Origin of the sequence: Paenibacillus sp. FSL R5-0378 (assembly GCF_038009285.1) — a bacterium.
GTDB classification, from domain to species: Bacteria; Bacillota; Bacilli; order Paenibacillales; family Paenibacillaceae; genus Paenibacillus_AQ; species Paenibacillus_AQ favisporus.
This window is the reverse complement of record NZ_JBBPAY010000001.1, coordinates 4,132,291-4,147,600: the sequence shown is the minus strand read 5'-3', so window position 1 is coordinate 4,147,600 and position 15,310 is coordinate 4,132,291. Positions and strand designations below refer to the sequence as shown.

General features: G+C 54.4%; 11 protein-coding genes and 1 other annotated feature (1 of these 12 cut by a window edge). Of the genes, 4 read left to right on the top strand and 7 right to left on the bottom strand.

What is annotated here, in order from left to right:
* Window positions 1–183 (bottom strand) — a binding site (T-box leader); it reaches 85 nt to the left of the window's first position.
* Between the two features lie 119 nt (window positions 184–302).
* Entirely contained in the window at window positions 303–1,220 is a 918-nt protein-coding gene (locus MKY74_RS19260; protein WP_076166269.1) for an NAD(P)/FAD-dependent oxidoreductase, read from the bottom strand.
* Window positions 1,221–1,276: 56 nt separating this feature from the next.
* Entirely contained in the window at window positions 1,277–1,762 is a 486-nt protein-coding gene (locus MKY74_RS19255) for an RrF2 family transcriptional regulator (RefSeq protein ID WP_076166272.1), read from the bottom strand.
* Window positions 1,763–1,987: 225 nt separating this feature from the next.
* On the opposite strand from MKY74_RS19255, the gene MKY74_RS19250 reads away from it, so the two are divergent.
* The 4 genes from MKY74_RS19250 to MKY74_RS19235 all read left to right on the top strand — a co-directional run bounded on the left by MKY74_RS19250 (window position 1,988) and on the right by MKY74_RS19235 (window position 7,297).
* On the top strand, window positions 1,988–3,127 hold the full coding sequence (locus tag MKY74_RS19250) for an NADH-dependent flavin oxidoreductase (RefSeq protein WP_076166275.1): 1,140 nt from the start codon (window positions 1,988–1,990) through the stop codon (window positions 3,125–3,127).
* Window positions 3,128–3,303: 176 nt separating this feature from the next.
* Complete coding sequence (locus MKY74_RS19245) at window positions 3,304–4,911, top strand: spore germination protein (protein WP_076166279.1); 1,608 nt, start codon at window positions 3,304–3,306, stop codon at window positions 4,909–4,911.
* Window positions 4,912–4,947: 36 nt separating this feature from the next.
* Window positions 4,948–6,171, top strand: a complete 1,224-nt coding sequence (locus MKY74_RS19240; protein ID WP_076166282.1) for a Ger(x)C family spore germination protein — start codon at window positions 4,948–4,950, stop codon at window positions 6,169–6,171.
* A gap of 19 nt (window positions 6,172–6,190) precedes the next feature.
* Window positions 6,191–7,297 carry a GerAB/ArcD/ProY family transporter gene (locus MKY74_RS19235; RefSeq protein WP_076166286.1) on the top strand — a complete coding sequence of 369 codons (1,107 nt, stop codon included), beginning with the start codon at window positions 6,191–6,193 and terminating at the stop codon, window positions 7,295–7,297.
* 159 nt (window positions 7,298–7,456) lie between these two features.
* Here MKY74_RS19235 and MKY74_RS19230 read toward each other — a convergent pair whose 3' ends face one another.
* From MKY74_RS19230 to MKY74_RS19210, 5 genes are all read right to left on the bottom strand, one after another.
* A complete protein-coding gene (locus tag MKY74_RS19230) occupies window positions 7,457–9,286 on the bottom strand; it encodes an alpha-L-fucosidase (protein ID WP_076166289.1) in 1,830 nt (609 codons plus the stop codon).
* Between the two features lie 49 nt (window positions 9,287–9,335).
* Window positions 9,336–10,511, bottom strand: a complete 1,176-nt coding sequence (locus tag MKY74_RS19225; protein ID WP_244169157.1) for a glycoside hydrolase family 88 protein — start codon at window positions 10,509–10,511, stop codon at window positions 9,336–9,338.
* Between the two features lie 37 nt (window positions 10,512–10,548).
* On the bottom strand, window positions 10,549–11,580 hold the full coding sequence (locus tag MKY74_RS19220) for a glycoside hydrolase family protein (RefSeq protein WP_244169158.1): 1,032 nt from the start codon (window positions 11,578–11,580) through the stop codon (window positions 10,549–10,551).
* A gap of 91 nt (window positions 11,581–11,671) precedes the next feature.
* On the bottom strand, window positions 11,672–12,871 hold the full coding sequence (locus MKY74_RS19215) for a glucuronate isomerase (RefSeq protein WP_076166292.1): 1,200 nt from the start codon (window positions 12,869–12,871) through the stop codon (window positions 11,672–11,674).
* A 22-nt stretch (window positions 12,872–12,893) separates the two neighbouring features.
* Window positions 12,894–15,278, bottom strand: a complete 2,385-nt coding sequence (locus MKY74_RS19210) for a glycosyl hydrolase family 95 catalytic domain-containing protein (RefSeq protein WP_076166295.1) — start codon at window positions 15,276–15,278, stop codon at window positions 12,894–12,896.
* Between the last annotated feature and the right edge of the window lie 32 nt (window positions 15,279–15,310).

Here is a 15,310-nt window from a genome sequence, read left to right as displayed (position 1 = left end):
CAACTGATGCATATACTCTAGCTCTGTAACAGGAGCTCCTGGCACACCATCCTCTCATTGAACATTGGGTTCCGGCGTGCTGCTCAGAGGCTTTATTCAATAAAGGACTCAATGCTCCTTTTCAGCGGACGGAGCTCTCTGGGAAATGCTTCCTTTACCTACTCTTCTCTTCATCGCATTTCAAATTAACGGTTCTTACATTACGCTTATAATATCGGAAGTTACGCCTGACGTAAACCTTTTTTCGTAAAAAAATTCCGATTTCACAAACCTGGCAAAAGAATGGATCCATCGGCTGCGATTCAGCGAACCGATTTCCATGCCTCATCCAGCAGCTCCGCATTGATGCCCATGCCTGCCAACGCGCCCATGGAAGCCGCAGCAATGGCTTGATACATGTCAGAAGCGGCATCTCCGGCACTGAATACACCGGGGATATTGGTCTTGCCGATCCGATCGGCCACAATGCTTCCGGATTCCGACACTTCGCAGCCCAGCGATTGCGGCAGGTCAGTGGCAGCGGCCAGTTTCGGCGCAAAGAAAATTCCGGTGCAGGCAACGGATTCGCCGTTCTCCAGGAGGACCTGCTTTACGTTGCCTTCTTCAGACTCAATCTTGTGAATCGGCGAGTCCTTAACGGTAATGCCGTGGCGCTCCAGCTCTTCACGCTGCTCCGCATTCAATTCATCCGGACCGTTCGTACATAACGTTAAATTCGCAGACCATCCCATCAGCACTTTGGATAAATGCATCGCTCCCTCGCCCTTGGCAATCATCACGAGCTGCTGGTCCTGCAGTTCCCAGCCGTCGCAATAAGGGCAGACAAACGCGGTTTTACCGTATACCTCGTCCAACCCGGAAATATCCAGAGGCAGGTCTCGTTTGCCGGTTGCAAACAACAGCTTCTTGCTGCGGAACACCTTTCCGTCAACCGTGCGGATCCGGAAGTCGCCGTCACTTCCTTCCACGGATTCCGTCTTCCCTTGAACAAACTTGATTGCAGGGTACTGACTGATTTGTTCTCTGGCGATCCGACGGAACTCCGCGGGAGCGATGCCGTCCCGAGACAGGAAGTTATGCATCTCATGGGTTACCCGATTCCGCGGTCGGCCTTCGTCAATGACCACCGCGGAACGTCTTGATCTGCCCAGCGCAAGCGCTGCGCTCATGCCGGCTGGCCCGCCTCCGATAATAACCGCATCCAACAATACTTCTGACATTTTAATTCCTCCCTTTATAGATCCTTTTTATCCATAATAAACGCGCAAGAAGTCTATTACTTCTTGCCTGCTGCATGGGCATCACATGAGCCCGCCTGGTTCAGTGCCGATTGAATCGTATGCTGCTGGAGATAACGGTTCATCTGCTGTTCCGCGGCATCCATCACTTGTTTGACCGGGCATCCTTCGCCGAAAGCAAATTCCGGCGTTTCCGGTTCGTCCCCCGCAGCTTCCAGAGCCGGCAGCGGATGGTTGCTCCCGTGGAAGCATTCGTACAAGTGCTGACGTCCTTCGAGAACCTGAACCACGTCCAGAAAAGTAATTTCACTGGCGGCCCGGGCAAGCTCATAGCCGCCGTTCACACCGGTAACTGCGCGAACAAGCCCATCCTGCCGCAGCTTGGACATAATTTTGGATAGATAGCTCTCGGAAGCGCCCAGGGATGAGGACAGTTCTTTAATGCCCACGTTGCGGCCCCGTTCCGATTTCGCCAGCAGCATCAAGGCGTGTAAACCATATGCAGTACTTTTTGAAAATTGCATGCTGGATTCCTCCTTTTCAAGCAGCAAACCATAACAGCGCATTTATTATGGACCTGTAATATCCATTATATGCAGAACATGATGATAAATCAAGCTTACTTTATGTTAGTTGGTCCAGGTACTTGGATTATATCCATAGATTTTGCGTTCTTACGGGATGTTGCTTCTCCTCTTATAATCATAACAAGTTCAATAAAAGAATCGTTACGAAGGAGTTGTCACCCCATGAAAAAATCGTATTCCCCCCTTTTTGATCCATTTCATTTTCCGTCAGCCAACATTTCTTTAAAAAACCGGATCGTGATGTCTCCGATGACCCATATGAGTTCCAATGCGGACGGCTCCATTTCCGAACAGGAAATTCAATACTACAAACGGCGTTCTCATGGCGCTGCCATGGTCATCACAGCGGCAACATATGTCATGCAGCAAGGAGGAATGACTGGTGCGCCCGGCGCCGACAACGACGCCCTCATTCCCGGACTCCGCCGGCTTGCCTCGACGATCCAGGGGAACGGAGCCAAGGCCGTGCTGCAAATTTTCCACGCAGGCAGACAAGGCTCTAAGACAGGCGATTATGTCAGCGCCGGAAACATCCCGGAAGACCGGGAAGGAGCCCCCGTCCCGCGCAGTCTCGCCGAGCAGGAAATGGAAGGCATCATTCATGCTTATGTAGAAGCAGCCCGAAGAGCGGTTGACGCCGGATTTGACGGGGTGGAAATTCACGGCGGCAACGGGAATTTGCTGCATCAATTTTTATCCCCGATGACGAACCGCCGCACGGACCGTTATGGAGGGAGCCTGGAGAATCGAATGACGCTGGCCTTAGCCATTATTCGCGAGGTCCTTCGGACCGTTCGCAAAGAGTCTGAACAACCTTTCCTGGTCGGCTTCCGGTTTTCGCCTGAAGAGGCGGGAACGCCAGGCATTACGATGGCCGATACCCTCTCGTTCGTCGATGCATTGTCGGGCACCGGGGTCGATTACCTTCATGTATCGTTGACCAGCTTCCGTTCCGTCCCGCGAAGGGGGATTCAGGACAGCCGGTCAAGATTGGCGATTCTTCAGGAGCGCGTCGGCTCGCGTATCCCCATTATTGGCGTCGGCAGCATTTACACGCCCGATGATGCGCTGGAGGCGCTGTCCTCCGGCATCCCGCTCATCGCCCTGGGACGCGAACTCATCATGGAACCGGATTGGGTACAGTTGGTATTGGAAGGCCGTGAACAGCAGATCCGAACGTCCATCTCCCCTCTCGACCTGCAGGAATTATCGATTCCCGAACCGCTGTGGAACCTCATGATGAGTATTCCCGGCTGGTTTCCGCTGCGCAGCGACCCGCAAGTTGTGGACGCCGAAAGGTAATGATTTTCCCTCAGTCTATTGCTAGTTTATTATTCACGACAGACGGCCGTCAGCCGTCTGTTTTGCTTTTTCCGGCACGTTTTCTGAAGAGCAATCCTCTTTCGATGCCCCTAGTTTAAGTTCCTCCGAAAAAGGCAACGATGAAGCAGAATATAAATTTCAAGGTGAGGATTAGGATGCGGCCTTTTTTCAAATCCAAACAAGATTCCAGCGGTGATTCCAACCAAAATCAAGACAAAAATGAGCAGCCATCGGAATTTAATAGGCCTGAAACGCCTCTTTCCAAATACTTGGATGTTAACGTCCAAATGATCAAGGAAATGACGGGCGACAGTTCCGATATCATCATCCGTCGGTTGGACCAGGCCCTGGGGAAACCTGTCCACGTCGCCGTCATCTACACCGACGGTTTGGCCGATGAGCAGATTATCAACAATTCCATTTTGAAATCTTTGACGCAAATCCAGGCGGATGCGGATTGTTCGCTTGACCCGCCAAAACAGGTGCTGGGCTGGATCAAACACCGGTTTTTAGCCATTGGCCAAGTCACGGACATCGATACCATGAAGAAACTGTTTGACGCCATTCTTGCCGGCAATACAGTCATTCTGGTAGATGGCACAGCCAAGGGAATATCAGCATCCTCTGCCGGTGGGGAACAGCGCGGTGTAGACGAACCCCAGTCTCAAACGGTCATCCGAGGACCAAGGGAAGGCTTTACGGAGAACCTTCGGATCAATACGTCATTAATCCGCCGCAAAATCAAAAATCCGAATCTATGGATCGTCGACCGAACGATCGGCCGCGTAACCCAAACGGACGTAGCCGTGATGTACATTCATGGTATCGCTAGTGAAGACGTGGTGCAGGAAATTTTAAGAAGGCTTGACCGGATTGACATCGACAGCGTTCTGGAGAGCGGATATATTGAGGAATTTATCCAGGACGCCACCTTTACGCCTTTTCCGACCCTTACGAATTCAGAACGTCCTGACGCCATTGCCGGAGCTATTTTGGAAGGAAAAGTAGCCATTCTCGTAGACGGGAGCCCCTTTGTGCTCATTGCCCCCATTACGATTTTTAAGCTGTTCCAGTCCAGCGAGGATTATTACCAAAAATTCGATATCGCGACATTTCTACGGTTGATGCGTATTATCGCATTTGTGTTTTCCATGCTCCTGCCCTCGATGTACATCGCGATCACAACATTTCATCAGCAGATGCTGCCGACAACCCTGCTTATCAGCCTCGCGGCCCAGCGGGAAGGCGTCCCCTTTCCGGCCTTTGTCGAAGCGCTTGCCATGGAAATCACTTTCGAAGTTTTGCGGGAAGCCGGGGTGCGGATGCCAAGGGCGATCGGGTCCGCGATTTCGATCGTCGGTGCGCTCGTGCTGGGGCAAGCGGCAGTTCAGGCAGGTTTGGTATCCGCCGCGATGGTTATTATCGTGGCTTTTACCGCCATAGCCGGCTTCGTCGCTCCATCAGTCAGCTTATCCAATTCGGCTAGGCTGCTTCGTTTCGGATTCATGCTGCTTGCGGCTACGCTGGGATTGTTCGGGATCATTGCAGGATTAATGGCGATGCTTATCCATTTATCAGGGCTGCGGTCCTTCGGAATCCCTTATTTGATTCCGCTTGCGCCCTTCTCTCCTTCCGACCAAAAGGATGCGTTGGTACGTGTGCCTTGGTGGGCCATGCTTAAACGTCCAACCTTAATCAGTCAAAAAAATATCAAACGCCAAAAATCAATCCAAAAGCCGTCGCCATCGAAAGATGAACAATAGCTGTATACATCCAGGTCAAACAAAGAGGTGGAAAAGATGCTCCGGAGACTGGGCCTTATGATTCTCTCGCTGTCGGTCGCGCTGCTGACGGGCGGATGCTGGGACAGCCAGGAATTGAATACGCTGAGCATCATTTCGGCGACGTCCATCGACCGGAGCAACGGGAAATGGGAAATTTCGTTCCAGGTCGTCATTCCGCAGTCGATTGCCACCCAGACAGGCGGCGGCAGTGCAGGAAGCCAGTCTCCGACGACCATTTTCTCAACCAAGGGGCGCTCCATTGCCGAGGCGATGCAGAATGCCAGCTTGGAAACATCAAGGAAGCTCTTTTTTGCCCATAACTCCGTCCTTATTCTTAGCGAAGATGTGGCACGGAAAGAAGGTGTCGGAGAAATTCTTGATTTTTTCCTTCGTCCGTTCGAGAGCAGGGAGACCATGTCCGTCCTCTTGACCAAGGGCAAAGCTTCCAATTTGCTGGAAGTGCTGATCCCTTTGGAGAAAATATCCGGCAACGCCATCCAGCGGATCATCGATCAAAGCCAGAAAAATCTGTCCCAGGCTCAAAACATGCGGCTCATCGATTTCGCCAGAATGATAGCCAGCCCGGATGAAAGCGCCATGGCGCCCGAGCTCGAGGTATCCGGAGATCTGAGCAAGCAGTCCTCCCTCGATGCCCTGAAATCGACGCGAAATGATGCGGTCATTAAGCTCGGGGAGCTGGGCGTATTCCGTAAGGACAAGCTGGTGGGATGGATCGATCAAAAAGATAGCCGATCTGTCGCATGGCTTTCCAATCGTGTCAGCAGCATGATGGTTGTGTTTCCGTGCAGCGCAAAAGGCCAAGAAAATCAGCTGCTCAGCTATCGAGTGCTGAAATCGTCCACCAAACTGGAACCGAAGGTCATCCATGGAAAATCGATCATTCTCGCCAAGATTCAAGCAACGGGAGCGATCGACGAATCCGGCTGCAATCTGGACTTAAAGAATCCGGGGGTCATTCGCGACATAGAACGTACGATAAGTAAACAAATCGGCGGCGAAATCATGGAGACCTGGAGCCATCTGCAGGAAATGAACGTGGATCTGGCCGGATTCATGAACGCGATACACCGTAAAGATCCCTCTACTTGGAGAAAACTAATGAAAACGAAGCGTCCCATCGAGGAAATCAGCCTGCGCGTGCAGGTCAAGATTAACATTGAGCATACGAACATGATTACCAAGCCGTACTCCAGCTTGCTCAAAGACCAAAAATTCTAGCGAAAGGAGTGCCCCCAACTTGCAAAAAATAGACAAATACGAGCTGATTGCGATGATGATCCTGTTTTTGATCGGAACTTCCCCATTATACGAATTGGGCGTGGGAGCCAAGCAGGACGCCTGGCTGGTCGTCATTGTTGCGATGCTGGCCGGACTGCTGCTGCTCCTGGTTTACCTTTTCATCCAAAAGGGGGACGAGGAACGCAATCTCTTCGAAATCCTGAACCAACATCTGGGTCGTATTCTCGGAACGATCGTCACCATCGCTTATATCTTCTATTTTTCCTATGAGTCCATGAGAAACACCAGGGAGTTTGGGGACATTATCAACATTTCCTTTCTTCCCAAAACGCCGCTGTCCCTCCTGATGCTGATCATGATTCTGCTGTCCGCCTATGCGATTTCCAAGGGAACGGAAGTTTTTTTCCGCGTCGTCGAATTTCTGCTCCCCTTTACCATCCTGGGTTATTTCCTGATTTTCTTGATGTTCATCGTCTCTAAAAATATTCATCTGGAGCGGCTTCAGCCGGTGCTCGAGCATGGCATCATGCCTGTGATCAGGGAAGCCATTCCGAAAGTCATCAGCTTCCCGTTTGGCGAGGTTGTCGTGTTTCTTGCGTTTTGGAAGCATTTGAACAACAAAAAAAACCTGTCCAAGCTGTCGATCTTTTCCTACCTGTTCGTGGGAATCCTGCTGCTGATCTTCAACTTGTTGAATTTAACGATATTGAGCCCCCAAATCTTAAGCATTACCACCCTCCCCATGCTTAGATCGGTCCGCTTGATCGAAATCGCTGATTTTCTCGAACGGCTCGATCCGGTCATTATTTTGCTGATTTATATCGGCATCTTTGTGAAAATGACGGCTTTTTACTTGGGGGCGGTCATCGGCCTTTCCTATCTGGTAAAGATGAGCCACAAAAAATTAACGGTCATCGTCGGCGCGTTTATTTATACCATTTCTTTCGCCGCGCCCAATTTTATTTACCATACCTGGATCGGATTCACACGAAACCTGATGTACGACTTTCCGGTTTTCCAAATCTGGATTCCCCTTGCTTTGGCAGCCGTTGTCCTAATGAAGAAGCTTTTTTCCCGGAAAGGAAAACAGACGGGAGGATCTTGAGAGAAACACCGACCGAAGTACATTCTCGGAGGACAGACCGCTTAAAGCGGCAGTTTCTCTTGCGGTATAAGGAAGCCAAGTCAAGAAAAAAGGAACCGCTGCCTTCTGCTTGCAGAGGCAATGGTTCCTTTTCCGTAATTCAACGCAATCCGGTTCGGATTAACGCTGCAGCTTCAAACATCTGGGCTGCATTAAATATTGGCCCGTAATTCTTTCCGCCTGAAGACGGATCAAATACTCCCCTGCTTCCGGAAAATGCAGCTTCCCTACGTAAAACTCACGGAAGTCATACGGTCCGCCGGTGGGCTGCACCTGAGCACGCAGTGACTGGTCTCCGGTGGTCACCAGGTAGGTCCCGCCTCCTCCCTCGGCGTCACCGCTGCCATATTCGATGCGCACGTCGAAATCTGCGGCCCCCAAGGTCCGGACAGACCAGACCGCCTCGGCACTTTCGTCTGTCCAATCAAGGAGGTTGTCACGGCCCTTTTTCCCGGTATCATACTTCAGTCCGGCTCCGGATATTTCGGCATCGAATACGCCTAATTCAAGGATGCTGCCTTCCCGTGAGTCAAATAGTCCCACCGGATTGCCATCGATCGGACCGGAACAGAGGACGGCGATGACTTGTGGTTTGGAAAATTCGTTCACTTCGGAAAGCACCGATTCAGGCAGCTCAATCTCCAAATCCTGTTCCGATAATCGGGTCAATTTCAGTTCTCTGCCGTCTTCCAGCATATAGGCCCGCAGAACGTCCGTTTTCAGGCCGGGAACGACCAGCTTCCGGTCCGTTGGCCCTTCGAAGACATGCAGATACAGCGTGTTTCCTTTCGCGGTGCACCTGCCCCAGGACGGCTTTGCCGTCGGGGATGCCCCCGCCCCGTAAATACTGTCTCCGTATGTATCTAACCAACCGCCGATTTCCAGCAAAATCGATTCGGATACCGGATCCCACTCTCCCGTCTCTGTCGGTCCGATATTGATGACCAAATTGCCGCTTTTGCTGACGACATCGATCATCTGCCGGATGATGGATGCGGGTGATTTCCAGTTGTGATCCGATTTTTTGTACCCCCATGATTCGTTTAGCGTGATGATGTTCTCCCAGTCCTGGCGCAAAGTCCGCGTGGTCAGCTGATTATCGGACGTGTTGGAGTAATCCCCGAGGGGAGCCTTCCACACCCGGCTGTTCACCAGGCAGTCCGGCTGAAGCGAGTATACGGCGTCCAGAAACTGCTCCCCCTGCTCGCGGGTCAGCTTGCCGCCGCAGTCGAACCACATCAGACCGACCTTCCCGTAATCCGTCAGCAGCTCGCGAACCTGAGGAAGTGATTTATTATTCAGATAACGCTCAAAGCGGCTTCGCTTATCCGGATCGTGCACCCAGCTCTCCACGTCGTCATAAGCACCGATATTGCCGGGGTAGTCCCAGGTGTTCCCCTGGGAATCGGGATCATGCCAGTCCATAGCGTGCGAGTAGTAAATACCCAGCACCATTTCTTCCTGCTCGCATGCTTCCGCCAGCTCCCGGAGCGGATCTCTTCGAAAGACCGCATGCTGGACGATGGAGTAATTGGACACATGCGAATCATACATGGCGAATCCGTCATGATGCTTGGCCGTGAAAATGATATATTTCAAGCCAGCCCTTTTAGCGGTACGCACCCACTTCAGCGCGTCAAAAGAAGAAGGATTCCAGCCTGCGGCCATCTCTTCATATTCGGCGGCCGGAATCTTTGCGCGCAGCATGATGTGCTCACTGTAGGAAGCTTGGATCTCCTCCCCTTTCCACTCGCCTGCCGGCCGCGCGTAGGGTCCCCAATGGATGAACAGGCCCAGCCGGGCTTCCCTCCACCATTCCATCCGGTCATTTTGCACTTCAGACTGAGGGCCATCAGGGACTGTCTCTATAGGAAAAGGATCATCGAGCAGGTTCTCCGGCGCGGACCCTGCTGCTGTCTGTTGGGCCTGTTGTTCAGCCTGTCGTTTCATTCGTCATATCTCCTTTCGCGCTGAATTACTGCCTCAACGCTGATACACATTACCACAGTCTCAGCGCCGAGCCGCGCAGCTTGGATACCGCCTCAACAAAGAAATAATCGCCGTAAATCAGCGGCGTATCGATATGCACACCACCCGGCAGATTGGATGTGCCGGACAGGATCAGGCCTTCTTCCCCCGGCATATCCCATGTCCCGTAATGTTCATGCAGAGAGCGCACGATGCGTTCCGCAGAACGGAGATACAGCCGCGCTTCCGCCTCGGGTACGAGACGGGACATCTCGATCAGCCCGCATGCCGCGCAGGCCCCGGCCGAAGTATCCCGCGGCTTGCCCCCTTCTTCAGGCGCCCGGAAATCCCAGTGCGGCACATGGTCCTCCGGCAGATTCGCCAGGAAAAAATGGGCGGCCCGCTTGGCGCCAGTCAAAAAGCGTTCTTCTCCCGTGTAAATATAAGACAGGGTGAGTCCGTAGATGGTCCAGGCGCTGCCTCTGGACCAGGCGGATTCTTCCGCATACCCCTGACCGGACATGGCACCGATTCGTTCACCCGACTCGGGATCAAATTCGAGGATATGGTAACTGGATCCGTCCGGACGCAGAAAATGCGCCAGCACCGTATCTGCATGCGCCGCGGCGATATGGCGGAACCGGGGATCCTCCGTTACTTCAGAGGCCCAATACAGCAGCGGCAGATTCATCACCGTGTCGATGATGGACCAGCCTGCCCGGTTCACCTGCTCCAGGTCATGCCAGGCGCGGATGAAGCTGCCTTTTACATTAAAGCGGCTTGCCAGCTGGGCGGCGGCCATCAGCCCACGGTGTTTGGAACGCTCGCTGCCGGTAATCCGGTAGTCGGCCACGGCCGAAAGTGTCCATATAAATCCGGCATCATGATGCACAGCGAGCGAATACAGCGGTTCGTCCAGCTTCTCCTCGATCAGCTCGGCAATCCCCTGCAGCCCCGGATGGTGCCCGTCTTCGGCAATCTGCCACAAGATCCCCGGCCAAAAGCCGGCGGTCCACCAGGACGGGCGCATGTTGTCATAGACCCCGTTAACGGATGCATGCGGAAAACTGACGCCAATCCGCTGACTGGTGCGCTCCACTTTGTTTACGATTTGCTGCCAAGCCCCTTCCGCCCACTGCTGAACGGATTCCGAAATAAGCGCCGAGCTCCCTTCGCTACCCATTTGTTTCGATACGGTTTCTCCCATATAATCTCCTCCTGTAATTGATTGTTCCATTCTAAATTCAAGGTGAAGTCCGCAGCGGAATAACCATGTTCCAGGTATGTTCGGCTTGCCGGAAGCCCCCCGGTCCGTCCGCAACCGCGGCGAACAGATGCGTCGGCAGTCCATCCTGAAACAGCAGGAAGGGCCGTTCGAAGCTGCCCATCCAACGTTCCGATCCGTCCTCCCATCGGACGCGCCGGGAATAGGATTTGGGCTGGTCTGCGAGCCTCCAGTCCCTGCCATCCGGAGAAAGTGCCAGAATGCCGCCGTGCTTCTCTCCACACAGCTTTCCATCCATGTCTTTCGCGATCATGGCGTACCCTTCCGCCGTGCGCCAAATGAACGGGTCTTCGATATGAAACCGTTCCGGCGGAAACAGCGGCGTATCCTGAGTTACACGATAAGGCCCTTCATATCCTGCTGCCTCTGCCGCACCCAGCGTCATTTGCCCATGGGCTGTGCCCTCATACCGCCGGGCTTTATAAACCAGCAGCACGGAGCCATCCTCCCGGATACATGGCGCCGGATTCGAGGTCAGGAAGCTGTCGAACTTGCCCGGCCTCGTCGGCAGAATCGGCGTATCGAGGCGCTTCCACGGCCCATAGACGCTGTCGGCGACGGCCAGGCCGACACGCTTGTTCGCCCTTGCCGCAATGACGCGGCAGTCGTCCGCCTCCACTCTCTCTCCTGGCCGCGGCTCAGGGAAGGGATGCGTCGATCCCATGTAATACAGCAAATATTTGTCTCCATACCGGATGATGTGCGGGTTATGGGTGCTCCTTCCGTCCCAATACTCCGCTCCCCGCGCTGGGAACACGGTTTCTTCGTAGGTATAGGGCCCTTCCGGGGTATCGGACGAGGCTCGGACGATTTCCGAACGGAGCAGCCAGCCCGGGTGCATCGGCATCCACTTCGGCCACCGGGACGCAAACATATGAAAGCGTCCGTCCTCTCCGCGAACGACCGACCCGCACCATACCCACCAGCCTTCCATCCGGAAGCCCCCTTCCATGGGGGCAGGCAGCATCCGGTCAAACAGTGAAAATGTCACGTTCTCCCTCCGTTCATCATTAAGTTTCTCGACCATCTGTCTTTGCCAAATGGCACGCGTCATTCACAATTCAGCGGTCCCGGTTTCACGATCAGACCGTCGATTCCGCCAACCCGTACCGTTTTGCCGCGCTGCCATGCAGCCATTCCGCGGCCAGTGCCAGCGCATCCTCACGGCTCAGCCATTCATCCCTGACCTGCTCATCGAGAAAACGAGCAAGCAGCTGCTTCACGATCAGCAGCTTGCCGTACGTCCATTCGATGCAGCGCGCATCCGAGACGATCAGCGAGCTTTTGAGCGGGGATAACGCCTCGAGCCGGTACTGCATGCTCTGCGTGTATGTGCTGGCACGGAAGTTATACCACCACATGCCGCCTACGTGAACATTGGCAAAATTCCAGGCCGCCTGTACGACGTCCAAATTGTTCAGTTCCGATGCAACCACCAACTCAAACGGGATGTTGTAACGCTCAAACAAGCCATACAGCTTTACGATCCGGAGCGGATCGTTCACAGGAGCGGCCGAACTGCTCCCCCAACTTCGTTCCACGCCGAGGAACAGCTGAAGGAACATGCCCCGCTCCTGCAGACCGGAGCAGATTTCATGGAGAAGCAGCATCATGACCTCATCGGTCCGCCCCGCGGTTTCAAGCTTATAATCCTCATGCGCCGCAGCCTCATAATGGGGAAGCGTCGTCATGATCCCCGGACAGCCCATCTCATGATAGGACTTCAATTGCTCGGAAATGAACGCTTTCGCCTGCGCGAAACGGTCTTGGCGTTCATTGGCTGCGAAGGAGACGATGCCGGCGGCAAGCTCCGGCAGCCATCCGTCGATCCGGGGCAGCAGCACGGCATCCTCGCGCATACCGTCAAATACGGCATGTTCAGGGCGGTTCACGACAAACCGCTTCACATGCAGCCGGTCGGCCACGCTTTGAGCCCAGCCTGGAGTATTTCTCTGCGTGCGTACAGTTTCGTCCGCCTGAAGCACAGACGCCGTGTCATGGATGGTGATTCCGTATAAATCCCCCATGATCGCCGTAAAAGCACGATTCATCATCGTATTACGGGTAGCCTTGTATGCTCTGACGAAGGCTTCCGCCCGCTCCGAAACCGGCAGCTGTGCCGCATCCTTCGGATATCCCGCCGTCTGCAGTTCTTGGTTCAACCAGAAATAATCGGCGATCTCCCAAAAGTCGGCCGCGCACAGCTTATCGCCTATCAAATGCGTATGCGTATCGATCACAGGCAGACGCATAATTTCTTCTACTAATGAAGATATATTCATGATCCTTGCCTCTCCCCTCTCATTAGCTGAACGTCAACTGCAAGGTTAGGGATTCTCCCTGTTCAAGCAAGATGTGGATTTGCCGATTCTCAGGCAGTCTGCCCCCGTCCCGGAAGCCGCTGCAAGCTTCGGGGAGCGCGAGGGTAACGGAGCCTCCAGCTCTCAAAGATTGGAGCCGAACATCAAGCGTGCCATTCTTTCTGTCCCAGGCGATGTCTACCTCGTAGCCTCCGCATGCCAGCATTCCAGCGGCGCTTCCGGAGAGGAACCGCTCCGGCAGGGCTGGGAGGATTCGGATCATGTTGGGATCGGAGTACAGCAGCATTTCCTGAAGCGCAGCCGTCATGCCCATATTCGCATCAATCTGAAACGGAGCCCACTCCATATCCAGGCCGATGCCCATGCCGCGCCAATCGTTGTGAAGCGTAAAGAAATTATTGATCACGGCTGATCTGGCCAGCAGATCCAAACACTCCAGTGCCTTATCCGCTTCGCCCATGCGGGCGTACAAATTGGACATATGAGCAAGTGACCATCCCGTCTGCTCCTTTAATCCAACGACCAGCCTCTTTCTTAACGCGGTCTCGAAGGCTGCGAACAGACCGGGATCGGTCTCCCGCGTTACCTCTTTGCCCGGAAACACCGGATAGAGGTGCGACTGGTGCCGGTGATGGTATTGATCCTCATAGGCAGGATGCATCCATTCGCGGACTGCGCCGTCTGCATTAACCTGATACGCCGGGATTTTGGCGATCATTTCTTTCCAGCCATCGACTTCTTCAGCATACATTCCTTCCTTAGCGGCACCCTCAACCAGCCGGGTCAGCACTTCCTTGGCGATGGCAAAATCCATCGTTGCGTTCATTGCCGTTCCTTTAGGCCCACCCGCGCCGTTACCCGGCCGGTTCTCGGGCGAATTGGACGGGCAGCTGATGAACAGACCATCGTCCCCGGTAATCAGGAAGTCTTCATAGAACAAAGCGGCCTCCCGCAGGAACGGCAAAGCCCGGTTTCTTAAAAATTCCCTGTCGCCCGTGTACAGGTAATAATCGTAATAGTGCTGCGCGATCCAGCCCGCTGCCCCGGTCCAGTGGATAATGTGGGGCGCGATCGTCTTCAGCAGGCCGGAGTCCGGCGAGGTCGGCGCGGGGATCCAGATCCCCCTGCAGCCATAGATACAGCGCGCGTTGCGGCGATAATCGTCCATCTGCCGCTCCACGTAATCGAATACGGGCAGCAGCAGCTCGGGCATATGTCCCGCGAGCGCCTGCCAATACATCATCTGCAGGTTCTCGTTGGCCATATGGAACGCCCAGAAGCCGCGATATTCCCCGCACCATAAGCCGTATAAATGGCATGGATCCCCGCCTTCGCGCGAGCTTGCAATCAGAAGATAACGCCCGTAGGCCCACATCTTCTCCAGCATGGCCAGCGGGGCTTCGCCGCGGTAGGCTTGCAGCAGCAGCTCTTCGTTCGATGCCTCTCGTCCGGGAGCATCCAGATTCAGCGTCATCCGCTGAAACAAGCGTTCATGCTCCTCAATGTGCGGCTGCAGCAGTTCGGTGTAAGACCGATGTTCTGCGGCCAGCTCGTGTTTCAACTGTTTCCAGGCCGCTTGACGCGGCTCATGAACGAACAGTTTAACCAGGATCAGTGCCTGAGTGGCGCCTTCAAGAACGGACTCGCTGCCTGTACTGCTTATCCTGCCATCGATCGTGACCACCCGGGCGACAGCACCGAAATCGCTGCCCTCGTCATGGCATGCGGCATACCATATGAACTCACCGTCGGACGCTGATTCGCTTCCAGTCGGCAATGGAGCGTCAGGTCTGCCAGGGGGACGCCTGACATCCCCGCGATGATGCAGGTCAAGGGCGATCTTCGCCGATATCGGGCCTGGCCCTGACGACCGCAGCTCATAGACGATCAAATCGTCCGCCCGGGATACGAACAACGCCCGCTCATAACGGGTATGCCCGTCCTGCCAGCGCACCGTTACTTCACCGGTTTCCATGTCCAGCTCCCGGCTGTAGTTCTTAAAGCCTTTACTTACGTCCATGCTCAAGTTCAGGTCGCCAAGCGGCAGCGGAACGGCCATGACCGGATCGTAGCCTTGCTCCTTCAAACCGTCGACCAATACATTTTCGGCCAGCGCCTCTTTCCCCTCCATCATCAACCGGCGCATCTCTCCAAGCCGGCCGCTCACGTCGGGCAGATCCGGCGTGCGGCTCTGCCACCATAAGCCGCCGTGCGTCAGCATGACCGTTTCCAAATGGACGCCGCCATACACGGCTGCTCCGGTTACTCCGTTGCCTGCCGGCAGCGCCTCCCTCCACTTGGCTCCCCACCAGGATGAAGGGGTCAGAAGCTTCAGCTTATTCCGTCCGTCTCCGGTCTTCCTCCCCATATATTCCCCTCCTAACAGGAGGAAGCCCTTCG

Excerpts from the sequence above, each read along its gene's own strand:
- MKY74_RS19240 (WP_076166282.1), top strand. The coding sequence starts at position 4,948 with ATGCTCCGGAGACTGGGCCTTATGATTCTCTCGCTGTCGGTCGCGCTG.
- MKY74_RS19245 (WP_076166279.1), top strand. The coding sequence starts at position 3,304 with ATGCGGCCTTTTTTCAAATCCAAACAAGATTCCAGCGGTGATTCCAAC.
- MKY74_RS19225 (WP_244169157.1), bottom strand. The coding sequence starts at position 10,511 with ATGGGAGAAACCGTATCGAAACAAATGGGTAGCGAAGGGAGCTCGGCG.
- MKY74_RS19230 (WP_076166289.1), bottom strand. The coding sequence starts at position 9,286 with ATGAAACGACAGGCTGAACAACAGGCCCAACAGACAGCAGCAGGGTCC.
- MKY74_RS19215 (WP_076166292.1), bottom strand. The coding sequence starts at position 12,871 with ATGAATATATCTTCATTAGTAGAAGAAATTATGCGTCTGCCTGTGATC.
- MKY74_RS19260 (WP_076166269.1), bottom strand. The coding sequence starts at position 1,220 with ATGTCAGAAGTATTGTTGGATGCGGTTATTATCGGAGGCGGGCCAGCC.
- MKY74_RS19255 (WP_076166272.1), bottom strand. The coding sequence starts at position 1,762 with ATGCAATTTTCAAAAAGTACTGCATATGGTTTACACGCCTTGATGCTG.
- MKY74_RS19210 (WP_076166295.1), bottom strand. The coding sequence starts at position 15,278 with ATGGGGAGGAAGACCGGAGACGGACGGAATAAGCTGAAGCTTCTGACC.
- MKY74_RS19250 (WP_076166275.1), top strand. The coding sequence starts at position 1,988 with ATGAAAAAATCGTATTCCCCCCTTTTTGATCCATTTCATTTTCCGTCA.